Source organism: Lacihabitans sp. CS3-21, assembly GCF_024343675.1.
Taxonomy (GTDB): Bacteria; Bacteroidota; Bacteroidia; order Cytophagales; family Spirosomataceae; genus Leadbetterella.
This window is the reverse complement of sequence record NZ_RJUD01000010.1, coordinates 26,964-52,110: the sequence shown is the minus strand read 5'-3', so window position 1 is coordinate 52,110 and position 25,147 is coordinate 26,964. Positions and strand designations below refer to the sequence as shown.

Sequence of the window (25,147 nt, the reverse complement as noted above, 5' to 3'; positions counted from 1 at the left end):
TTAGATCCAATTTAAGATGATTAGAACGATAAATTAATGTTTACACCATACTGACGTACAGGAGGAGTTTGTCTCGTAGAGTTCAAACCAATTCCATTGCCTGAGCTTGTTCCGGCCAATACGTTGATGTCTCCGCTGAATTGGTTACTTGAGATTGTACTGAATTCAGGGTCTGTATAATAATTGAATTTATCAACAATTGTAAACAAGTTTCTTCCATAAACCGACAAACTAGCAGCTGAAAACAATTTGCTTTTAGCCAATAGTTTTTCTGGAAGATTGTATGCCAAGTTTACATCTCTCAATTTGATAAACCAGCCTTTGTTTACGAAGTTTTCCGAAATCAAACGGTAGTTATCCACCCAAAGAGCATACTCAGGCTCACGTACATACACCGACGTGTTAGGCGTAACTGTTTTGCCATCAGCACCTAAAATTGCCGAGTTCGGGAATATTTGAGCACCTCTGTTTTCTGTCCAACCGCCAGCTCCTGTAAATGTCATCTGACGACCAAGGTCACTAAACATCATGTTACCACCTCTGTATTCAAAGTTAAAATTGAAAGCAAAGTTTCCGTAAGAGACTTTAGAACCAAGACCAGCAATGTGACGTGGTAATGTACCGCCTCTAGTTGAAAGCGTAGTTTGTCTTAATGGATATCCAGTAGTTGCGTTAACCAAAACTTGGCCAGAACCGTCTGGAGCACGTTGATAACCGTCTGTTTTCAACATAGGGAATCTTTGTCCCACGATAACGTTGGTGTTAGCATAAGAAAATCCACCATATTGGAACTCTGTGATGCCAGGATACAAATCAATTACCTTGTTATCATTAAACGAATATCTTACATTGAAATCCCAGTTAAATTTACCATCTCTGAAGATCAAGTACTTCAAATCAGCCTCATAACCCCAGTTTTTAGTCTCTCCAACGTTAATTAATAAGAAAGGGAATCCAGTGGTATTAGGAACCTTAACAGTAATCACCTGATCTTTAGAAGTTTGGGTATAAGCTGTCAAATCCAAAGTGATTCTGTTGTTCAACAACTGAAACTCACCACCTACTTCATAAGAGTAAACCGTTTCTGGTTTTAATCCTCCATCAGGAAGCGTGTTTCCAACAGTCAAACCTACTGTGTTTCCGTAAGGGAAGTTAGCTCCGTTTCCATAAACCAAGTCCAAACCATACAATGAAATGTTATCGTTAGCATTTTTGTTGGCATTGAATCTCAATTTGGCATAGTTCAAGAAAGAACTTTTAAGCGAAGGAATAGCATCTGTAGCGATAAAAGACAAGGCCGCACCATAATATGGATACATATAAGAAGACTTAGGACGATCCGCCTTGTAGAATCTTGAAGTAGCATCATAACGGAATGTACCGTTAAAAATCAACCAGTTTTTATAATTGGTTGTTAAGTCAGCATAATATCCAAATTTCCTTTCCATGGTATTGGCTTCACCACCTCCTAACTCACCTTGACGGTTAGCCACATTATACACATCAGGCACAACGATAGAGCTAGAACCAACAGATATACCTTTTGTAGTTCTTTGGTAAACGCTATTTCCCAATACCAACTTATTGGCTAAAGAACCGAAATCTTTGGTCAATAGGATTTGGAATTCATTGTTTATTACGTTTTCAGTACCTGAAAAATCTTGAACAGAACCTAAGATATCAGTGATAGCTCTGTAGATACCATCATAATCATCATCATGGGTCCAAGGCTCAGGAATGTATGCTTTGTTTTTAGCCCAGTCAGAATACAAGAATTTACCTGTGGTATTTTTTCCGCTTCTGGTATTGTTCATAACACCCAGACGGTTGGTAAACTGCAACCAATCTGTAGTTTTGTGCACTAAACTGATGTTTCCTGAGATATTGGCATCCTTATATTTGCTTCTGTTATTTCCAGCCACAAAATAAGGATTGTTCAAATAGTCGTTGTAATAACCGTTCGGGCTAGCCAATGGATTTGTTCTCCAGTCTCTCAATTCGTCTAATGGAATATTGGCTGGTTGGTTCAAAACCTCACTGTAAAAATCGGCAGAAGTTCTGTCGAAGTTAGCTTGTGTGTAAGCTCCAGTAAAGCTTGAAGTTAGTTTACCTTGCTCTTTTGTAGCCGACATTCTCACACCTGTTCTATTGCTTTTATCTTCAGGAACTACACCACGAATCGATTGATTCTCAAGTGATAGGTAATAAGAACTTGTAGCATCACCACCTTGAAAACTTATTTGGTTATTTGAAGAAACACCAGTATCGAAAGTCTTGTTTCTGATACCAGGAATAGCAGCGTAAGGAACCACCAATTTGCTACCATCTTCGGCTACTCTACCTTGGATTCTCTCTGATCCATCAAATGCATCGCCATATTGCTGATTTTCATAAGGTCTCCAGTTTCCAGCCATTCTAGTGGCTATGTCACTGCTGTAACCAGCTGAACCAAATGATTGATAATAGTGTGAACCTGAACCGTATTTATCTTGAAAATCAGGTAAGAAACTTACTTGCTCCAAGTTGGTACTGTTTGAGTAATTTACTTTTAGTTTACCTTGTGTACCTTTTTTGGTAGTGATTACAATGGCACCATTGATACCTGCAGAACCATACAAAGTTGCCGCTTGGCCACCTTTCAAGATAGAAACACTCTCTATGTCATTAGGGTTGATAAGAGCCAAAACGGTTGAAGTAGTTTGCATACCATCCAATACCACAAGGGCTTCATTGTTACCAGTCAAAGACCTATAGCCTCTCAAAACCACTTTAACTGCCGGGTCAACACTGTTGTTGATGTTGTAAACTGCCAAACCAGTCACTTTTCCTGAAAGTGCCTGTGCCAATTGAGGCGAACGACCAACTGTAATATCATCTGTAGCTACCTTAGAGTAAGCATAACCTATCTCTCTAAGGTTTTTACGAATACCTTGAGCTGTTACCACCACTTCTTCAAGCTGCGAGGCATCTGGTTTCATGCTCAAATCAATCACTGTTTGGCTTCCCACTGTTACAGATTGTGCTGTAAAACCGATGAAGCTAAACAACAAAACATCGCCTTTATTAGCAGCAATTTTGTACTTCCCGTCTCCATCTGTAGTAACACCTTTCGAAGTTCCTTTCACGGCAATACTCACACCTGGCAATGAAGAATTATCATCACTAGAAGTAACTCGGCCTGAAATGTTAACAGATTGGGCAAAAGTCTTACCCAACAAAATCAGCAGAAAGCTGACAAGTAGAATTTTTTTCATAGAGTCTGTTTATAAAGTTTAAGAAAATAATAAAGGTCTAATCTAGACTTGAATTATTAATAACACTATGAGAAAAAGCAGAAAAGTTAAGAAATGTTAACATTATATTAAAAAAACACAATAATTTATGGGTTTTTAAATATTTTTTTAGATTTTTTTTAATAAAATCTTAATCTCATTTTAATATAGGTAAAACATAGATTAAAATAAGATTAACTAAATTAGAAGACCATTTGGCTATTTCTCAAGTTCAAATTTGTTTTCGAATTTAAAAAAAAGAAAAATGCTAATCATTAGTAAGAATGAAACAAGCAAACTCACTGGGGTTTTATACATCACTAAAATCAGCAAGAAAATGGTCCCATAAAAATACCATTTCATTCTAATTTCTTCCGAAATGACAATTATGAACTGATAAATGTGTGTAAATAAAAGTAGGGATAGAACAAAGAAAACCCATTGGATTTGAAAGCCAATACCGATATAATTGGACGTTTTGATCAATATTAAATAAATTTCAGGAATTAATAGTATTAAATAGATTAAAAAAAGAATGCTGATTTTAATCCAATTAGTCAAAGGAAGATTTTGATAAAACTGTAGGCTATTATATTGAAAATCAAGCCAAACTGAACATATTTTTAAATGAGAAACAGCAATAATTATGGCTGCAATTCCGAATAGTCTGTCATCGTATTCATCTGTAGGAAATAGCCAAACAAAGAATAAAAGCGAAAAAATACTGAAGCCTTTGGTAAGTAAAAATAAAACGGGTTCTTTAAAGATTAAATATTTATGATAAAACAAGAATAATGGCAATGTAAAACGAAAGCTTACAGGAAGTTTTAAAGAAAAATTGGAATCAGTTTCAGCAGTTTTCCTAATTCGAAACTCAAAAATTGTAATTCCAATAATCATAATGACCACCTGACAACCCAAAATAAATGCCACTTCTGAAATCTTTCCCAGACTTAATCCCATAAAAACCATAAACAAGGCATAGAGAAATGTAAGCTGATTCAATGCAAAACAGACATAAAACCAAACTATCATTCTTTTCCAAAAAGAGACCAATCTGATATGGTGTAAAAACTGAAATTTTGAATCACCCAAGGACCTTAAGACAAAGAGATAAAATTTAAAACCATAAAGCAACCACAATAAGCCAATGTATATCAATAACTTATAAGCTGCCAAGGCCTGGGTTACGATGGTTTTGTGTTCTTGACCACTCAAAAAACCAAAAGAAAACAAAACAATTACCAATAAAAACAAAACGTTTCTTCGGTAATAATCCCAAACAATGGCTTTTTGAAATATAGATATTAAAGCATTCATTTTGCAACAATAGATTTATTATCAACTATTAATACGCTATCTATTTGTAATTTTTCGGGAAGTAAATCTTGATGAGAAGACAGAAAAAAGCTTGTCCCAAACTGAGCATGTGTCTGAAAAATGATCTCATATAATTTATCGATAGAAACAGCGTCCACCAAAATAAAGGGTTCATCTAAAATTATAAGTTCTGGTTTACCTAAAAAGCCTGAAACCAGAGACACCTTTTTAAGCATTCCACTTGAATAAGTACCCACATTATTTTCCCAATATTCGTCAACTCCAAAATGTTTGACTAGCTGTTCCAGCTGACCTGAAGGTGATTTTTTGGTATAAGCAATAAACTTTAAAATATCCTTAGCACTTACAAAATCAGGATACTTTGGCTCTGCTTCTGAATAATTAATCAAAAACTTACATGCAACTTGGCTTGGTTTAAAACTTTCAAATAGAATTTCTCCTTGAAATGGAATAATTCCCGCCAATGCCTTAAAAAAGGTAGATTTTCCCGATCCATTTTTTCCCACCAACCAATGTATTCCTTTGGCTATTCGCAGCATTGGAATATCCAAAACCACATGACTATTGTATTCTTTTCGAAATCGATTAATGGTTAGCATTGTAAGGGTGGTTCATTAATATTCATCTTCAATTCTTTTGGTCTAAAAATTGCTTTACCTATATGTCAAGTATCCCAAAAATAAACAATATGATTAAACTTTTTACCATTTTATTGATAATGGCCTCAACTCTTTTTACTTTTTTGTTTGAAAAAAGGGCAAAGCATGTGAATTTGAATGATAGCAGTAATAGTAAAACGATGGATACAAGCCGAGTTTTCTATTATTCATTTATTAAAAATAAAACGGTAGATCTTAGCCTAAAAGACAGCCTAATCAAAAACGAAAAATTAGTAGTCTTGAAAGGCACTCAGGTATTGTTAGAATCACCAATCTTCCATGCCAATGCTCTATATCTTTGGGAAGGCCCAGCGGGTTTTAGGTCATATTCACAAAATGTTTTGCTGGAAAATGTAAACCCCAATCAAAGTGGAACGTACACAGTTTCGATAAAAAAATCAGGTGGATTAGTTTCTGGCAAAATTGAATTGAAGGTATTAGAAAAAATATATTGATACACAAAGATTATTGGTTGACATTCATATTCAAATTGAAAATAATTACATTTGAATAAAAATACGCAAAAGTGATTATTCTTAGAGGCATAAGACTTCCCAAAATAACTGGTATTGCCTTGTGGCCTTTTATTTTATTGAAGCATAAAAGCCCAAGTAAAACAATTATAAATCATGAAAAAATACACCTCCGACAGCAACTAGAATTGCTTATTTTGCCCTTTTATGCTTGGTATTTGACAGAGTGGCTTTTGCTCCTAATAAAATACAAAAACGTGGATGTCGCTTATAGAAACATCTCTTTCGAAAAGGAAGCCTACGAAAACGAATCTAATCATCATTACTTATCAAACAGGCGATTCTGGAGCTTTACCAGTTACATTAAGTTAAATCGTTTGAGAAAATAGCTTCTCTGTTTTTTGATTTTTGGTTAAATACCGATCAAAAACCATGCATATATTCCGTACAAATGCCTTTTCTTTGACAATTAACCCGTTATTCTGAATTTCTAGAATCCCATCTTGCTCCATTTCCTCAAGGGCTTCTTTCCAAGCATCAGTATGAATAGTCTCGTATTCCTTGAATGTCCATTTGGTTTTAAAATTACACATCAAATTCAAAATTTGCTCTCTCACAAACAAGTCTATATCACTGATAATGTGCCCTTTATCGATTGGAAGTACGCCTTCAAAAACAGCTTTTTTATATACTTCGATATCCTTATTATTTTGGCCAAAAGCTCCCCAAATATCGCTAATGGAAGAAGCCCCAAGACCGATCATTGCCCGCGAAGTTTGCGTAGTGTAGCCCATGAAATTTCGATGAAGCTTCCCTTTATTCATGGCTTCAAAAAGCTCATCTCCAGGTAGTGCGAAATGATCCATACCTACTTCGCCATAGCCTGCCTGCTCAAAAAGCTCCCTTCCAGCTTCATATAAGACTCTTTTCTCGTTTGCTGATGGCAAATCCTCGTCTTCAAAACCCCTTTGACCGTTTCCCTTTATCCATGGCACATGAGCATAGGAGTAAAAAGCAATCCTGTCTGGTTTAAGTTCTAGGGTTTTCAAAATGGTATTTCTAACAGACTCAAGTTTTTGAAAAGGCAAGCCAAATACTAAATCATGACTCACGGAAGTATATCCAATTTCCCTCGCAAGATTTGTAACTTTTTCAACAGCCTCAAAGGGTTGAAAGCGGTGTATTGCTTTTTGAACAATGGGGTCATAATCCTGCACGCCAAAACTTACCCTTCTAAATCCCAAATCGTAGAGCGTCTGTAAATGTTCTGCTGTCGTGTTGTTTGGATGCCCTTCAAAACTAAAAGCTTGATTTTCACCAACATTTGCACCATTTAAGATGCCCTTCAATAGTCTTTCTAAGTTTTCGGCTGAAAAAAAACTGGGTGTACCGCCACCCAAATGAATTTCTTTTATCGTAGGCTTAATAGTCAAAATGGACAAATACATTTGCCATTCAGCCAAAAGTGCGTCGATATAAGACGTTTCTACCCCATGATTTTTCGTAATTCTTTTATGGCATGCACAAAAAGTACAAAGGCTTTCACAATAAGGAAGGTGAATGTAGAGACTTAATCCGTTCGCTAGAATTTCGGATTTGCCAAACGAAAGCATTCCATTCTTCCATTTATCAAGATTGAATTTGTCCAAATCCCAAAATGGTACGGTTGGATAACTCGTATAACGTGGCCCCGCGACATTATATTTATTTATTAGATACTCCTGTCTATTATTCATTCCAATCAATTTTTGACAAAAATATCTCATCATAACAGATATATTTTATGATATTTGTCACTCGGAGAATAATAATGTAGTTTTTAAGTTTTTTTGTCATTTATGAAAATAATAATTATTAACGGCCCCAACCTCAATCTTTTAGGAAAACGTGAGCCAGAAATATACGGAAGCAAGAGTTTTGAAGATTACTTCGGCGAATTAAAAACTGTTTTTCCAGCCATTGAATTGGAGTATTTTCAGTCTAATCATGAAGGAGAAATTATTGACAAAATCCATGAAATTGGTTTCAGTTATGATGGTATAATCTTAAACGCAGGCGGACTCACACATACTTCAGTGGCCTTGGCTGATGCATTGGGTGGCGTAAAAACCCCTGCTGTAGAAGTACACATTTCTAACATACACGCCAGAGAAGAATTCAGAAAACATTCTTACCTTACGCCCAAATGCAAAGGACTCATTTGCGGCCTCGGATTAAAGGGATATGAACTGGCTGTAAGTTATTTGGTTGGGTAGAGACTGGTTATTGATTACTAGGAAATTGGTTATTTGAACGTGCCTGCTCAGTAAAATCGATGTGCCTTTTTGGGCTAGTGAAAGCGTCGCCATGAGCTTGATAAAGGGACGTTCAGCATAATACTCTAATTTTGCCAATAGATTTGGGATTCGACATACTCAGCAAAACAAGTATGCCTTCCAAAGAAAAGTCGAACCTGTCACTAAGTCTCTTACTTTTTTGCCGCCAATTTCTTTTCATGAAATTCAACAAAGCCTTTTACATCTTCAAGGGGAATACTCTTTGCCAGTATTCGTTTTTCACTATCTAGCAGAAATATGGTTGGAGTTTTGTAAACATCATATCTTTTTCTGAAGTCATACCTAAGTTTCAAGTCTAAGACATTGATTAGTTTCTCGGTTTTATATTTTTTAATAAAGCCTTTTGTTTTTTCCAATTCCTCTTTCATATCGCCGGTTTCATGAGTTCCAGCATGATAAATAGCAAAACCTTTATCTTTATTTTCTTCATAAAATTTCATTAGGTCTGGTGCGTGATCTTGACAATGGCCGCAGTCATAACGGTAGAAGTACACAAGCGTATATTTAGACTTAATATCCATTAGATTTACATCTCTGCCCAAAGTGTCTTGCAGTATCAACAGTGGCATTACCTTACCCGTAATAATCGGTTTAAGTATATCCACTCTCTCTTGAAACTTAGCCTTTTGAGTGGCGTCTAACCAATCAGCATTTTTTAAGTAATGGTTTTCTGCCAAATGGACAAACACTCCATCCAGGCCAATTACATTAATATTTTCGTATTTATTGCTCATCATCCACAGTACAAACCTGTAAACATCTTTGTGTTTTTGAGCTAAACGTAATACCCTATCAGCATCTGTAGTTATTGAATCTGTCACCTGATAAACCAAATCCTTAAAATACTTCTCGACTTTGTTCTGAATAAATGGGGTTCTCAGCATTCTTTCGTCTGAAAAATCTACATTTTCAAAGAATTTATTTTTGTAGGTTCTATACATAAAAGTGGAATCTTTCTTTCCGCTTGGCAATAAAGGAACTTCTGTGGGAAGCTCTGGCTCCATGTTTATCTTTATGATTTTTCCAGCAAATGTGTCCTGATGCGTTTTTACAGTATTTTTGATGTAGGCATTTACTTCTTCCTGCATTGCCTTCATTTTACGCTTATTTTCATCCAGAACCAACGGCTCCTTACTGGTTCGCAATACTTTCTGAACTTCCATGGCTTCCTTGGTTTTATCAGCCAAATATTTCCGATAATTGTACAATATTTCGTTTTCTTTTGAACCGGTAAATTTCACTGTATTCAAAAAGTCTGAAGTATCTGCTTCTATGGTTATTTGAGGCTCCGTACCGCTTATCAAAAAATCGTAATATACTGATGGTGATAGTACGATCACATACATTCCACCTTGTAAACCTTGCGTTCCTTTAAATCTGATGATGCCATTTTCAGCCTTGGCAGAATCTACTTTAAGAAACTGTGCGTTACCATAATAGTGAGCCAATTGTACATTTTTGGAGGTTTCAATTCCTTTAAATTTCACTTTAATATCATATGTAAATGTATCTTGAGCATTCGTTAAAACTGAAGCACAAATAATAAAAAGGAAAAGGCAAAATCTAAAAACCATTATTTATTTATCTTAATATTGAATATTAATAGTTATTCAAGTTTTGTGCCACAGGTATTTAATAAAATGTTAAAATAAAAAGAGGCCTATAAAAAAAGCCAGATTTACTGGCTTTTGAATTATAATTTCTTTTGTGTCATTGATTTTTTCTCATGAAACTCAATAAATTTATTGAATTCCTCTATAGGAATTCTTTTACCAAGAATTCGCTTTTCACTATCTAAAATATAACTAGTTGGAGTAGAATAAATATCAAATTTATTTCTGAAAACATATCTTCCTTTAGCATCCCAAAGGTTTCTCATTTTGCCGGTTTTATAAGTACTCACAAACTTCTTTATTTTATCAAGTTCATAATCCACCGCGACATTTAACACTTCAATTCCTTTGCTTTTGTTTTCTTCGTAATATTTAACTAACTCAGGTGCGTGGTCTTTACAATGACCACAATCAGGGCTATAAAAATAAACAATAGTATATTTGGCCTTAATATTGGCCAAATTTTGTTCTACACCTAGGGTATCCGATAATATTAAGGTCGGCATAATTTTTCCAGTCATGATAGGCTTCAATACATTCACCCTTTCTTGAAATTTGGCCTTTTGAGTGCTATCCAACCAGTCGGCATCTTTCAAATAATAGTCTTCTGCCAAATGAACAAAAACGCCATCAAGTCCAACGATATCTATGTTTTCGTACTTATTGGTGACCATCCAAAGCACATATCGGTACACTTCTTTATTTTTTTTAGAAAGCTTTAGCACCCTGTCGGCGTCCACATTAATAGAGTCTGTCACTTGATACACCAAATCCTTGAAGTATTTCTCCACTTTTGATTGTATGAATGGCGTACGAAGCATTCTTTCATCAGAAAAATCAATATTCTCAAAAAACTTCTTTTTGTATAAATTAAACAAATAGGTAGAATCTCTCTTTCCATTTGGTAATATCGGTGCTTCCTTTGGCAACTCGGGCTCCATATTGGCCTTTATTATTTTGCCTGCAAAGGTATTTTCGTTTAAGGTTACAGCATTTTTCATGTAAGAAGAAACCTCCTCTTGAAGATTCTTCATTTTTGTTCTGTTGAGTTCAACCGAAGCAGGGTCTTGTTGGGTTTGCATGGCTTTTTGAATGCTCATAGCAGTTTCTGATTTGTCAGCTAAAAATTTTCTATAGCCAAAAAGAATCTCATTTTCCTTAGTGCCAGTAAACTTTACACTTTTTATAAAATCAGCGGTATCAGCTTCCACTGTGAAATTGGCCTCAGTTCCACTCACAACAATATCATAATATTTTGCTGGAGATAATACGATTAGATAAATTCCGCCTTTTAAAGGTTCGGCACCTTTAAAATGTAAAACGCCATTTTCAACTTTTGCAGAATCGACCTTCAAATATTGATTGTATCCATAATAATGGGCCAAATGAACGAACTTGTCTGGTTCAACACCATTCATTTTAACGGAAATGTGGTAGCCAGGTTTTTCTTGGGCAAAAGTTGAAGCGATAATTGTGAAGAAAACAAAAACTATTAGGCCAAATTTTTTCATACAGTGATTTTTTTGCAAATTTAAAAAATTAACCAATTTGGTTATATAATTTAACAATTCATTATGTTTTTTGTACTTTCCAAAACCCTTGCATTCCTTCTAAAACCTATCGGAATACTATTTATTCTTACGTTATTTAACCTATCGCTTAAAAACCGTACCAAAAATAAACGCATGACCATTGGTTTTCTTGTAATTCTTTACATTTTTTCATGCCCAGCCATAATTAATTATATGCTAAAGATGTATGAATTCCCCACCCATGAGATTGTTAATTCAAAAAACTACGAATTCGGAATAGTTTTGACTGGTGGATTAATCAATGAGTCTAAAAGCTTGGGTGACAATATTCATTTGGGACCTCAAAGCGATCGACTTTGGCAAACTGCTGAGCTTTATAAAGCCAAGAAAATCACTAAAATCATGATCTCAGGAGGCGATGGTTTTCATAAAATCGACCCCTTGATTCCTACCGAAAACGATAAAAGCAGAGATTTTTTAATCAAAGTTGGTGTAAATCCCGAAGATATTATTCAAGAAAAAAAAGCTATAAATACACATGAGAATGCTAAATTCAGTAAGCAATTACTGCCCAATTACAAAAAAACCGTTTTGGTAATAACTTCGGCATTTCATCTTAAAAGAGCCTTGGCTTGCTTTGAAAAGGAAAAACTAAAGGCCGATTGGTATGCTACTAGTCCGATTTCCAGAAATTACAATTTCAAACTCCAAGACCTAATTCCTTCTTCAGGCACCCTTAGTGATGCAGAAACTATTGCAAATGAACTCGTTGGAATGGTAGTTTACAAATTCATGGGTTATATTTAAATATTGATGGATTATATTTAAATATTTAGCAATATACTTAAATACAATATTTAAAAAAAGACCTTTGGAAAGGTCCTTTTTATAAAATATGATATATCAAATACTTAGAATGTGAACCATTCTCAACAAATCATCGTGAATTGGTTTTTGTTTTTTGATGGTATCTATAAATGGCGTGTAAAGCAAGTCGTTGTTCACAATACCTGCCATCACATTTTTATGACCCTTCATCAAACCTTCCACAGCTGCAAGACCCATTCTTGAAGCCAAAATTCTATCATAAGCAGTAGGAGAACCACCCCTTTGAATATGACCAAGTGTCGTTACTCTGATATCCAGTTTATCTCCCACTTGCTCTTTTATTTTCTCGGCGATCTCAGCCGCGTGACCTTCCTCGTCGCCTTCAGCCACCACCACAATCGAAGATGATTTAGACCTTGTCCATCCCTCCTTTAGGGTTGATACAACTTTTTTCAAAGGCGTATGGGTCTCTGGAACCATAACAATTTCTGCTCCACCACCAATACCCGACTGGATGGCGATATAGCCTGAGTCTCTACCCATTACTTCTATAAAAAATATTCTATCGTGAGAGTCCGCTGTATCTCTGATTTTGTCAATCGCTTCCAAAGAGGTATTTACAGCTGTATCAAACCCAATGGTGTAGTCTGTGCCGTACAAATCGTTATCGATAGTTCCAGGGCATCCAACAGTGGGAATCTGGTACTCATTGTAAAAAACCTCCGCTCCTGTAAAAGTTCCATTGCCACCGATGGCCACCAAACCCTCAATGCCATTAGACATCAAATTTTCATAGGCTTTTTTTCGGCCTTCAGGTGTCATAAACTCTTTGCTACGAGCCGATTTCAAAACTGTGCCACCTCTTTGAACTATATTACTAACTGACTGGGAGGTCATTTCAAAAATATCCCCAGAAATCATTCCATTATATCCTCTTCTAATACCGTAAACCTCAATTCCATGATAGATAGCTCCACGCACTACTGCTCTTATGCAGGCGTTCATTCCTGGAGCATCTCCACCCGAAGTAAAAACCGCTATTTTTTTCATCTATTACTTTTCTGCTTATTTTGATTAAAGGCAAAAATAAGGAGATTTATTAAAACCTAAAAACTTAATTTTATTTTGCCCTACCCTATTTTGAAGAAAGTTTATTCTGATTATTCTGATTTTACAAAATATTATTGGAAAAGTGATAAAATAACATAAAAAAGATTGATTGGATAATTTCAGTATATTTATACAAACAAAAAAAAATCAACGTTTTGAAATTAATATTCAATTTCAATCACAAAAAAATTCTATTGATTTACTTTTCATCCATTTTTGCTAAGATTCTCCGAATTTAACAGCATAACTTTAAAAAAATTTATATTTTCCCTATATTTGCCTAAAGTGAATATAGTTTTTGAAATAGATGAGCGACGAGACTGCTAACTACGACCCTACCCAGCAAAACGAAGTAATTGATGACATGTTTGAGAAGTATTTCCTTGAATATGCTTCTTATGTAATTCTGGAAAGAGCCGTTCCTGCAGGCGAAGATGGCCTAAAACCCGTGCAAAGGAGGCTTTTGCATGCTTTAAAAGAAATGGACGATGGCCGTTTCAATAAAGTAGCTAATGTTATTGGCTCTACCATGCAATTTCACCCGCACGGTGATGCCTCTATTGGAGATGCCATTGTAAACATTGGACAAAAGGAATTACTCCTTGATATACAAGGAAACTGGGGCGATATAAGGACTGGCGACTCTGCCGCAGCACCAAGATATATCGAGGTTAGACTTTCGAAATTTGCCTTGGAGGTGCTTTTCAATGAAGACACCACAGAATGGCAGATGTCTTATGATGGTCGTAAGCGTGAACCCGTGACGCTTCCTGCTAAATTCCCTTTGGTTTTGGAAATGGGCGTTGAAGGTATAGCAGTTGGACTTTCGACTAAAATTTTGCCTCACAATTTTATAGAACTTTGTAACGCTTCAATAAAATACCTCAAAAAAGAACCCTTTGTACTTTATCCTGACTTTCTAACAGGTGGCCAAGTAGATGTGAGCAATTACAACGACGGGGCTCGTGGAGGAAAGGTAAAAATGAGGGCTAAAATTGTTGAGGCAGACAAAAAAACACTCAAAATAACAGAAATCCCCTTCTCTACAACTACCGGAAGTATCATTGAGTCTATTATCAAGGCAAACGATACAGGGAAGATTAAAATTAAAAAAGTAGAAGATAACACAGCTAGAGATGTGGAAATCATCATTCATCTCGCTCCCAACACTTCTACTGATATTACCATAGATGCACTTTATGCGTTTACCAACTGTGAAATGTCGGTATCGCCTAATGCGGTGGTCATTATTGATCAAAAACCACGTTTTTTAGGGGTATCTGAAATCCTAAAAAGTTCTACGGACCAAACCTTATTTTTACTCAAAAGAGAGCTTCAGATACGAAAATCCGAGCTCATGGAGAAGCTCCTATACAGCTCTTTAGAGAAAATATTCATTGAAAATCGTATATATAGAGACATTGAAGAATGTGAAACTTTTGATGCGGTTATAGACACGATTGACCAAGGCTTAGATCCCTTCAAGAAAGATTTTTATAGAGAAATCATCAAAGAAGATATTCTGAGACTTACTGAAATCAGAATCAAGAGAATTTCTAAATACGACGGTTTCAAGGCAGATGACTTGATGAAACGTCTTGAAGAAGAACTGCTTGAAGTGGAGGACAACCTCAACAACATCGTAAGGTACACGGTAAATTTCTTCCATGATTTGATTAAAAAATATGGAAAAGGCAGAGAGCGAAGAACTGAAATAACGCAGTTTGGCGAAGTACAAGCGGCCATAGTAGCAGCCAACAACCAAAAACTTTATGTAGACAGAGCCAGTGGATTTGTGGGTTATGGCCTTAAAAAGGATGAGTTTGTAATGGAATGCTCTGATATAGACGATATAATAGTATTCAGAGCTGATGGCAAACTCTCAGTGGTTAAAATCCAAGAGAAGGTATTTGTCGGTAAAGATATCATTTCGTGTTCGGTTTTTCGTAAAAACGACGAAAGGAGAATATACAATGTCATATACTTAGATGGCAAAACTGGACGTACTTTTGCTAAGCGTTTCGCAGTAACAGGAATTACGCGTGACAAAGAATATGATATTACTAAGGGGTCACCTCGATCCAAAATTCTATATTTTTCTGCTAATGAAAACGGCGAAGCTGAGATTGTTACCATAAATCTCACGGCCAGCTCAACCGCAAAAAAGAAGGTATTTGACTTCGACTTTGCGGAATTGTTGATTAAAAATCGCTCTGCCATGGGCAATTTAGTCACCAAATACTCCGTTAGAAAGATTGCATTTAAAACAGCGGGGAAATCTACCTTGGGTGGTGTGGACATTTGGTACACAAGTACCCTTGGAAGAATTAATAAGGATGAACATGGCATGTATTTGGGGAATTTTGGAGCCACTGACAAGATATTGGTGATTTATAAAACTGGTGAATATGAGCTTACTAATTTTGAATTAACCAACCATTATGACCCAAGACAAGTACATACCATTTCTAAATTTGATGAAAAAAGAGCAATATCATGCATATATTACGACGGCGACCAGAAAAACTATCACATCAAACGTTTCTTGATAGAAACTTCTACGCTGGATAAGAAATTTATGTTTATCACCGATCATAACCGATCGGAGCTTTTGATGGCTTCCTTTGAGAAGCGTCCAAGAATTGAAATAAAATTTAAGAAACAACGAAAATCCGAAGTTGAAACGCAGCTTTTCAAGGTGGATGAGATGATTGAGGTGAAAGGCTGGAAAGCTCTTGGAAACAAATTGGTCTATGATAAGATTGTTGAAATAAAAATCTTGAATCCAGAAATAGATGAGGAAGAAGGAGACGAGGAAGACGAAATATCGGACATTGTAAATGCAGATATTGAAGAAAACAACGAAGAATTAGAGATTGAAACAGAGGAAAAGTCTGATCGAGCGGAGCAAGAATTAAAATTGCCAGACCTGCCTTCCGACGATGAAAACAAATCTAATAATGCAACACAAGAAGGTGAACAATTGGGTCTTTTTTAAGCATGTAATAAGGTTTACCACTAAAAAACTTTTGATATGTGTATATTTTCTTTGGGCATCCAATAATCTTTTTGGGCAAGGTGGATATTTTATAGCCAAAGGAAAAATATTAGAAAAAGAGAACTTCTCGCCTCTCAATCAAGCCTATATCTGTATTCCGAGTACGGGTTATGGGACTGCACCAAATCTTGACGGAGATTTTATTTTTCAGTTCCCCAACCTTAGTTTAGACTCCGTTGTGATGGTTTCGCACATTGGCTACAAAAGCGTTACGTTCAAAGCCAATGACCTCAAAAGCGAGGACAATGTAATTTTCTTAGAAAAAATCCCTAATTATGATGCCAATTATGGGCTGTCTGATGTAAGAATTATGCTGCAAGCGGCCATCGACAGTATACCCGCCAACTACAACCATACACCCTATTATCAAAATGGATTTTATCTTGAGCAAGTCAACTTGCCAACTGTGGGTGCCATAAAAGTAAACGAAGGAATTTTGAGAGTGGAGCGATTCCCAAATTTAAAACCAAAAATAGAAAAAGTAAAACTCCTGCGAGGCCGGAGATTAGACTGGAGTGGCCAGACACAGAAAATCGAAGGTTGGGGCTTTCAAAATGGCTCAGATTTGGTTTGTAGGTCGCTCGAAACGACAATTCCAGATTTTTTGCAAAAAAAACAAATGGATGCATACGATTTCAGGTTAGATTCGGTCATGACCACATTCGAAGGTTTGCCCCTATTTATTATCCATTTTTCGCCATTTAAAGCCAAAACCAAAGGAGCCAAAGAGGGAATCATTTATTTGGAACCAGAAACGAAGGCGATTGTAAGAATTGAATATAAACTAACCGAGAACGGCATCAAAGATTTGATAGATACCAAAACCGGAGCCGTAAAAATAGAAGGAAGTGCAACAAGTGCATTTTTTCAATATCGAAAATTTAGAAACAAATGGTGTTTGCAGGAATCAAGGGTTGATTTCGACGTAAACTTTGAAGACCGACTCGACAAAAAGTATAAAATTGACACACATATTTTGATGCGTTATGTAGCCTTTGAAAACTTACCGCTCATAAAGTCAGGCATATTTCCGAATGAAATCCTCTCATCTACCAATAATTTCTCAAATTCAAAATCACTGAATCATGAGTATTGGGCACCTTACAACCATTTGATCAGTTCTAAAGAAGCCATAACTTTGTCAAACAACCTCCAGAAAATACGATAGGCGACCAAACCTTGTAGCGGTCTTAACAAATAATTAAGCTTTTTTTGCTAATTTAGATGCTCAGAATTTTATATTTGACTATGATATTTTAGAACATTTTCTGAATATTCCTACAAACAATTGCTAATTCAATCGCAAAACATGAAACAAACCATTACTTGTAAAAACCTCTATACAGGCACACAAAAACTTGTAAATCAATCTATTAATATCTCTGATGGCAAAATAGAATCTATTGGTACTGTTGAAAATACACCTGTTTTTGATTTCGAAAATTTAGCTCCAGCCCTGATCGATTTACACATCAATGGTGGAGAGGAGTTCCATTTTACGCATCAGCCAAACGCTGAAACGCTGAAAGACATAGAATATTCTGCAAAAAAAAATGGTGTCGGATATGTTTTGCCCACACTGATTACCTCCTCATTTGAAAATATATTTGAGGGACTTTCAGCGATAAAAATCTATTGCTCAGCTAATCCTAACTCTGGAGTTTTAGGCATGCACCTGGAAGGGCCGTTTATTTCGGTTAAGAAACGCGGAGCACATTTAGAAAAGTACATCAAAATACCAGACGAAAAAATACTCAGAGAAATCATAGATTTTGGCGGTAAATATCTCAAAATGATTACGGTGGCACCCGAGCATTTCACCAATAACCAACTGAACTTATTGGTAGAATCTGGCGTAAAAGTGTCTTTAGGACATTCGAATGCTAGTTTTGAAAGAGCTCAAGAGGCTTTTGGATTGGGTATAAACTTGGTGACACATTTGTTCAATGCGATGTCGCCATTTAACCACCGTGAACCAGGTTTGGCTGGAGCTTCTTTGGCCAATGAAAACGTGTATACACCCATTATTCTTGATGATGTACATGTGGCACTAGAAGCAGCAAAACTCGCTTTCAAACTAAAAAAAGACAAACTGTTTTTGATTTCTGACGCTTTGTTTCAAAACCACAAGAAGCAAAACTTTAATTGGGACGAATTTGACGCTTTCTTGCAAAACGGAAATTACATGAATTCTGATGGAAACTTGGCGGGAGCTACAATTTCTATGGCCGATGCTGTAAAAAATGCAAAAAACTGGCTAGAAATTGATACAACAGATGCCATCAAAATGGCCACACATACACCCGCAAAGGTCATAAACGAAGCCATAGGAAATATTGAAATTGGGTCAAAGGCTAAATTTTGCTCATTTTCAGATTCTTTGGAAGTCTTTTCATTCATTGAATATTAATTTTCATTTATTATTGAAAATTCAGTATTTTTATTTTTTCCAATAATTTAGGTATTGAAAATCTCACGCTGATTCATAAATTAAGCTTAACTGTTTTTTTTGGAATAGTTATTGTTTACACTTACATGAGAACTTGCTCATTGTAAGGCATTAACCGTTGAATAAAAAACTCTTATTGTCTTTATTTGGCTCTGTTTAGAAATTTAGATTTGTGCTTTCTTTAATAAAATTGACTGCGGCGAAGTTCCGTTGGTTGTATTCTTTTGAAATAAAATGAAAGTCAGGCTTTTTGTGTTTTTACTAATCTCTATAAACTACTTTGGCTATGCCCAAATTGTGGTGAATGAGGTTATGGCCTCTAATTACACTACCATAAAAGACAACACTGGAGCCTTTTCTGACTGGATTGAAATTTACAATATTGGCAACTCAACTGTAGATTTAAACAATTATTTTTTAAGCGACAATCCCGATAAACTAGACAAATTCCAGCTTAAAAGTAGTACTGGTAGCTTTCAGATTGGCCCAAAAGGATTTTTACTCATTTGGTGCAGTGGTTTTACTTCAAGAGGAGAAAACCATGCATCATTTTCTCTATCTGCTGAAAGTGAGACCATTATACTATCCAATCCCGAATTAAAGATAGTCAACAAGGTTGATTTCAAAGATCAAAGAAAGGATATTTCTTTTGGTAGAACTATTGATGCTGGAACAGACCTTAGATATTTCCAAGTAGCCAGTCCTAATAAAACTAATAAAGGAATTCCAACCTATTTGGGGGCTTTAAGTCCGCCAATTTTTTCTCAAAAAGGTGGATTTTATAACCATTCAATCAACCTAACCATTTCGCACGAAGACCCCACAGTTAGGTTGATTTACACGGAGGACGGCTCTATTCCAGATGCACAGAATCTCGGCGGCAAATCATATAATTATAAAAATCAATACCCCGAATTTCCAGGTCAGTCTATTGGTCCATTATTGACCGGCAACTACAGAAGTAAGGTATTTCAAACGGCCATAGAAGTTAAAAGCAAAAAGGATATTCCAAATAAAATAAGTCGAATATCGTCCACTTGGCATTTCTCACCTTATTATTTTCCAAATTTCCCCATTCCAAAAGCCACTGTGATAAGAGCAGTAGCTACAAAAGCAGGATATTTAAATAGTGAAATAGTTACTGAGACTTATTTTTTGGAAAAAAATCAAAGCAAGAATCCAGAATTCGATGTCATTTCATTGAATATCCAGGAAGACCATTTGTTTTCATTTGAAAAAGGAGTCTACACGGCAGGGAAACTTTTCGAAGAATATAGGATTAAGAATCCGAGTTCGATTTCTGATTATTGTACGCCTGGAAACTTCACAAATGAGGGCGACCTTTTCGAAAGACCTGTAAATTTTGAACTATTTAGATCAGAAAAACAAGCTATCAATCAAAACATAAGTTTTAAAATTCACGGAGCCTGTTCAAGATCTATTCCTTACAAAAGTTTACGCCTTTATGGGAAAAATAGTTTTGAAAATTTTCCTTTTTTTCAAGATCAACCTGATTTAACCCAAGATAATTTTATTCTCAGAAACTCAGGGGACGACTACAAAGGGACTTTGTTACGAGATATTTTTGTCCACGATTTGGTAGGCCATTTTAACTTTGGCAGCCAAAAAACCCAAGCATCAGTGGTTTACATCAATGGTGAATATTGGGGTATTCAAAATATCAGAGAACGCTTAGACAAGTATTACCTCAACAAACACTATGGTGTAGATTTAGAAAATATAGACCTGAGGAAAGTCATTTGGGATGGACCCCATGAAACCGAATATGGAGATGATATACATTACAATCAAATGCTTAATTATGTTATTAACAATGATTTAAGCATCCATCAAAATTATGAAAAAGCGATTACCTTTCTTGATCCAGAAAGTCTAATTGATTATCAAATAGCCGAAATTTTTATTGGAAATGTGGATTGGCCACAAAACAATGTGAGGCTTTGGAGGAATAGAACTCCGAATTACGCTCCCTTTGCACCCTATGGATTGGATGGACGATGGCGATTCCTCTTTTATGATGCCGACAAAAGTTTGGGAATGATTGTAAACGCAAAAGATGATGCATTGCAAACTGCCTTACAAAAAGAGGAAAATGCCCTATTTAAAGCATTTATAAAAAATGAAAGTTTTAGAAATAAATTTATACTCAGGTTTCAAGATCAACTCAATACTGCTTTTGACAAAAACCACACGCTTAAAGTATTCGCGGCTTTGACAAAAAAATACAGCCCGGAAGTTCCGAGCCATTTGAGCAGATGGAACACGGTAAACAATATGGCACAATGGGAAGCCAATTGCAAAATCGTGGAAAAATATTTAGAAGAACGCCCAGAAAACACAAGGCAGTTTCTGAAAAATAGTTTTGGAAATTTTAATGAGAAAACGCTCAATGTTAGTTCTATGGATAATACCATGGGCTACGTAAAAGTAAATTCTATCAATATAAACGACGACCAACCAGGTGTTTTGATGAAAAACGATGGATTTTGGGAAGGGAAATATTTCAGCGAAATACCTTTTACCATTGTTGCTAAGTCTTTAGCTGGGTACAGATTTTTGTATTGGGAACACAACAATCAAAAAATAACAGATAGTGTTTTAGTTATTTTTCTCAATGAAAATCAAAGCTACAAAGCATTTTTTGAGCAAATTGCTTTGGCAGATGAAAAAAATATAGTACCTACATCACTAGCAGATTGTGGATATTTCATAAAAGAATGGAGTTCGTTTTCTGCCAAAGGAAGTTCCCCGCCTAATTCCAAGTTTATCTTTTTAAACCAAAAAGATCCTGGTATAAATTCAAAAATTGCAGGATTTACTTCAGGAGAATATAATCATTTAAGCCGTTCAAGGGTGAAGGGTAGAGAAAAAGATGGAATATCTTTCATAAATACAGGTGGGCCATCTGAAAACGAAGGTTTTCCATTTGGTCAATTGGGCGGCCTTGTAATTGCTACAAACACCAAAGGAATTGACTCAGCCTGGATTTCATGGACAGCTAAAACCGTTACACCTGGAGATCGAAAATATGGAATAAAATTATTCTATAGGGTAGGAACAGACGAGGAATTTAAGGAATTTGTCGTAAATACAAATTATCTTGGACAAAAAACAGCTGGGCATTCTTCAAAATTCGAGAGAATAGCACTTCCAAAAATCACTATAAACCAGCCTTATGTTCAGTTTTTTTGGAAATATTATTATACTGGAGAAGGAAAAAGTGGTTCAAGAGATGAACTGGGCCTTGATGATATAATTTTTGAAACTAATCTCGACGAGCCAATCATAAAACCCAATAGCAATCTTTCAAACAACCTTTTGGGAAACTTGGGTGCTATTGTGGGTACAAATAATTTTGTTGTTCAAAACAACAACTTTGAGGTAACATCAGAGAATTTCTCCAGCGTTAGACCTAAAAAACCTTCTGTAAGTTCACAAAAAACAGAAATCTGTGGAACCGAAAAGCTATTATTAAGAGCCAGTGGATGCACAAACGGCACAATGTTTTGGTCGAATGGTGAGGTTGGCAGAGAAATTACGGTAACAGAAGGTACTTATTATGCATATTGCAGTGCGAGTTGTGGTATTTCAGAAAACTCAAATACTTTACAAATTTCAAGAGTTTCGAAAACTACAACTCCTCAAATTGAGGCCAGCAAAGAAAAAATATGTCTTGGAGAATCTATCACGCTCAGAGCAAACTACTGTGCAGGGAAGGTTTTTTGGTCTAACGGATTATCTGGAGAAAAGATCATTGTAAAACCTGAACAGAATTCAAGTTATACGGCAAGCTGTTTTGCCAATCAATGCAATAGTGATGAGTCTTTGGTGAAAAAAATTGCAATTGGTCTGCCCAATAAGCCAAGGATAAAAACGCAATCACAAAATATTTGTGTTGGCCAAACTGCTTATTTAACGGCCGAAAACTGCGATGGAATAGTGGAATGGTCGAATAACATGCAAGGGGAAGTTTTAAAAATAGTGGCTGAAAAAGAAGGAGAGTTATTATACAGAACTAGGTGTAAAGCCATTGGTGGAGATTGTTTGGGTGACTGGTCTGACCCGATTTATATAAAAGTAAATACTGCAGAAACTGCCCCAAAAACATTGTCGGAGCTAATTTATGACTGTTCAAACCCTAAAATTGATTTAAGGGAGGCCATTTTAGACAGCGTAAAAACTGGTGATTTTACATATATTTTTCATAATTCCAGTGTTTTTTCGAGCAGCCCAATCACAACTACAAAAAATGTTAATCCTGGTGCTTATTATGTTTACAAGAAAAACAAAGTGGGTTGTATGTCATTGGCTTCAAAAATAAACGTAAAAGCAAACGACTGTATAAAAGAAATAATAGATAACAACTCAAAAAACGCCACAGATTTATCTCTTGAAATTAGCACATCAAATACCACATTTACTAAAAATGAGGAAATAGAATTTCAGATAAATGTTAAAAATATTGGCAAAATGAAGGCTACCAACATAAAAATAGAAGTGGATTTACCTCCAAACGTTGAGTACATTGGAAATAGTAATAATGGAGCTGTTATAGGCCAAAGAATATCATTTAATATTTTATCATTAAATGCAGAAAACGAGACCCGATTAAAGTTTAAGGCAAAAGCTCAGGAACTTGGTCAAATCAAAATATTGTCAAAACTTATTGCCCTTGACCAGCACGATTCAGATTTAAAAAACAACAGTGACGAAATAAAAATAAATTCTCTTAACCATGTTGGTTTGAGTATTTTGGAAGGGGAAACGAGGCTAATATCAAATAAAATATTTGAAAAATCTATAGATGTTTTTATAGAAAATTTGGGAGATCAAGACATCTCGCCGATTCAACTGAATCTCAATTTAAATAAGGCATTTGGCAATGGGGCGAACTTCAGCTCAGAAAGCCTAAAAGTAGAAACTGAAGACCGATTTGCAATAAACAAAGATTTCGATGGCAAAGCTGAAAACGAACAATTGTTTATTGATAGCCTAAGTATCTTAAAATCAAAGGCTAAACAAAAAGTGAAAATTACTTTCAGGCTAGATTTGAGCAGTTCAAACACAACAGAATTCCATTTAAATGGCAGCTTATTTTCAAAGAAGAGTCTTTTAGATATCTCCACAGAAGGACAATATCCAGACCCAGACTTTGATGGTAATTTTACAAATAACCATGAACCTACCAAATTAAAGTTTGATCTATCTTCAAAGTATAACGGGATAGCTGCATCACAAACAATTGTAGATTCTGTAAAAACCAATTCCTATAATCAAAGATTTACTTTCATGGTCTTGGTAAAAAATACTGGAAAAACTGACCTTAAAAATGTAAAAATAAGTAACAACCTAGCTGAAAGTTTTGGCAAAGATGTTTTGGTCAATAAAATTGGAAAAGCTTCAGTAAGTAAATCCTCTTTTTTGAATGTAAACAAGGATTTTGACGGAATTCAGAATACGGATTTATTGGATTCCAATGAAAATTTCAGCCTAAAACCCGCACAAATAGATACCCTGTTTTATACCATCAACATCAATCACCAAGAAACATTTGGGCCGTTTTTTCATAATGTGGTGGTATCAGCAGTGGGCAGTGGTGGTCAAACTGTGATGGATACTTCTAACAATGGTTTTCAAATAATTCCCGAATATTCAGACCCCACAATTGTTCGACTTCATCATAATTACAAAGACCAAATAATAATAAATGGCGGTTTTTCCCCAAATGATGATAAGATTAATGATGAACTTTCGATTTTCATTCCGAACGGAATTACTATCGAATTTATACATTTTTTCAATAAATGGGGAGTTAAAATTGCCGAATTTGACGATAATGACAGAATTGGAAATCTGATAATCTGGAATGGTCAAAGTGGAAACGAAACTTCAAAATATAAAGTTGATGAAGGAACTTACTTCTACACATATAAAATAGAAAATGACCCCAAAGTATATGCTAACTTCATTACTGTAAAAAAATAGACAATTATTTTTGCATAAATTTGTACAGTTTCTTAGAAGAAGAATTTTAAAACAGAAGATTTGTTTTCATTATTTATTGAAACTACAGAATTTTTAAAACAATATGAATATTAAAGCAATTATACATCAAGGACTATTGTTAGCAAAGGCTGGCGACTGGGAAGGTTCACACAACATCGCTCAAACCAACGAAGGCCATCCAGATTACGATAGACTGCACGCTCTTTTACATAGAATGGAAGGAGATGAATGGAATGCCAAATATTGGTACAACAGGTGTAAAATTTCCGTTCCTAAAATTTCAATCGAACAAGAATTAGAAGAATTACTTATAAAATACCAGTAATCTAAATATTTTCTGATATCGATTTAACTTGATTTAACTCATACAATTTTCTGCTTTTACCCATATTTTATTGAAAGATAAATCCTCAACTTTCTAATGTAAAATATATACCGAAAGACCGTTC

At 35.4% G+C, this 25,147-nt stretch carries 15 protein-coding genes; 8 read left to right on the top strand and 7 right to left on the bottom strand.

The window, feature by feature from the left end; translation table 11 throughout:
• Positions 1-20: 20 nt before the first annotated feature.
• The 3 genes from EGI24_RS08260 to EGI24_RS08250 all read right to left on the bottom strand — a co-directional run bounded on the left by EGI24_RS08260 (position 21) and on the right by EGI24_RS08250 (position 5,212).
• Positions 21-3,254, bottom strand: coding sequence for a SusC/RagA family TonB-linked outer membrane protein (locus tag EGI24_RS08260; RefSeq protein WP_255047896.1), 3,234 nt, complete (start codon positions 3,252-3,254; stop codon positions 21-23).
• A gap of 237 nt (positions 3,255-3,491) precedes the next feature.
• Entirely contained in the window at positions 3,492-4,592 is a 1,101-nt protein-coding gene (locus tag EGI24_RS08255; RefSeq protein WP_255047895.1) for a hypothetical protein, read from the bottom strand.
• Positions 4,589-5,212 (bottom strand): ATP-binding cassette domain-containing protein, encoded by a 624-nt coding sequence (locus EGI24_RS08250; protein WP_255047894.1) that lies wholly within the window; start codon positions 5,210-5,212, stop codon positions 4,589-4,591. Before EGI24_RS08250 ends, EGI24_RS08255 begins: the two co-directional genes overlap by 4 nt.
• A gap of 89 nt (positions 5,213-5,301) precedes the next feature.
• On the opposite strand from EGI24_RS08250, the gene EGI24_RS08245 reads away from it, so the two are divergent.
• Positions 5,302-5,727, top strand: a complete 426-nt coding sequence (locus EGI24_RS08245) for a hypothetical protein (RefSeq protein WP_255047893.1) — start codon at positions 5,302-5,304, stop codon at positions 5,725-5,727.
• A 386-nt stretch (positions 5,728-6,113) separates the two neighbouring features.
• On the opposite strand, the gene hemN is transcribed toward EGI24_RS08245, so the two are convergent.
• Entirely contained in the window at positions 6,114-7,481 is a 1,368-nt protein-coding gene (gene hemN / locus EGI24_RS08235) for an oxygen-independent coproporphyrinogen III oxidase (RefSeq protein WP_255047890.1), read from the bottom strand.
• A gap of 102 nt (positions 7,482-7,583) precedes the next feature.
• Here hemN and aroQ point away from each other — a divergent pair, with 102 nt between their 5' ends.
• Entirely contained in the window at positions 7,584-8,000 is a 417-nt protein-coding gene (gene aroQ / locus EGI24_RS08230) for a type II 3-dehydroquinate dehydratase (RefSeq protein ID WP_255047889.1), read from the top strand.
• Positions 8,001-8,212: 212 nt separating this feature from the next.
• Here aroQ and EGI24_RS08225 read toward each other — a convergent pair whose 3' ends face one another.
• Positions 8,213-9,568 carry a TlpA disulfide reductase family protein gene (locus tag EGI24_RS08225; protein ID WP_255047888.1) on the bottom strand — a complete coding sequence of 452 codons (1,356 nt, stop codon included), beginning with the start codon at positions 9,566-9,568 and terminating at the stop codon, positions 8,213-8,215.
• 206 nt (positions 9,569-9,774) lie between these two features.
• On the bottom strand, positions 9,775-11,205 hold the full coding sequence (locus EGI24_RS08220) for a TlpA disulfide reductase family protein (protein ID WP_255047887.1): 1,431 nt from the start codon (positions 11,203-11,205) through the stop codon (positions 9,775-9,777).
• A gap of 63 nt (positions 11,206-11,268) precedes the next feature.
• On the opposite strand from EGI24_RS08220, the gene EGI24_RS08215 reads away from it, so the two are divergent.
• A complete protein-coding gene (locus EGI24_RS08215) occupies positions 11,269-12,033 on the top strand; it encodes a YdcF family protein (protein WP_255047886.1) in 765 nt (254 codons plus the stop codon).
• A 96-nt stretch (positions 12,034-12,129) separates the two neighbouring features.
• On the opposite strand, the gene pfkA is transcribed toward EGI24_RS08215, so the two are convergent.
• On the bottom strand, positions 12,130-13,104 hold the full coding sequence (pfkA, locus tag EGI24_RS08210; protein WP_255047885.1) for a 6-phosphofructokinase: 975 nt from the start codon (positions 13,102-13,104) through the stop codon (positions 12,130-12,132).
• A gap of 367 nt (positions 13,105-13,471) precedes the next feature.
• Here pfkA and EGI24_RS08205 point away from each other — a divergent pair, with 367 nt between their 5' ends.
• From EGI24_RS08205 to EGI24_RS08185, 5 genes are all read left to right on the top strand, one after another.
• Positions 13,472-16,162 (top strand): DNA gyrase/topoisomerase IV subunit A, encoded by a 2,691-nt coding sequence (locus EGI24_RS08205; RefSeq protein WP_255047884.1) that lies wholly within the window; start codon positions 13,472-13,474, stop codon positions 16,160-16,162.
• Positions 16,125-17,390, top strand: coding sequence for a carboxypeptidase-like regulatory domain-containing protein (locus tag EGI24_RS08200; RefSeq protein ID WP_255047883.1), 1,266 nt, complete (start codon positions 16,125-16,127; stop codon positions 17,388-17,390). Before EGI24_RS08205 ends, EGI24_RS08200 begins: the two co-directional genes overlap by 38 nt.
• A 141-nt stretch (positions 17,391-17,531) precedes the next feature.
• Positions 17,532-18,632 carry an N-acetylglucosamine-6-phosphate deacetylase gene (gene nagA / locus EGI24_RS08195; protein WP_255047882.1) on the top strand — a complete coding sequence of 367 codons (1,101 nt, stop codon included), beginning with the start codon at positions 17,532-17,534 and terminating at the stop codon, positions 18,630-18,632.
• Between the two features lie 273 nt (positions 18,633-18,905).
• Entirely contained in the window at positions 18,906-24,677 is a 5,772-nt protein-coding gene (locus EGI24_RS08190) for a CotH kinase family protein (protein WP_255047881.1), read from the top strand.
• 103 nt (positions 24,678-24,780) lie between these two features.
• Positions 24,781-25,023 (top strand): hypothetical protein, encoded by a 243-nt coding sequence (locus tag EGI24_RS08185; RefSeq protein WP_255047880.1) that lies wholly within the window; start codon positions 24,781-24,783, stop codon positions 25,021-25,023.
• Positions 25,024-25,147: the final 124 nt, after the last annotated feature.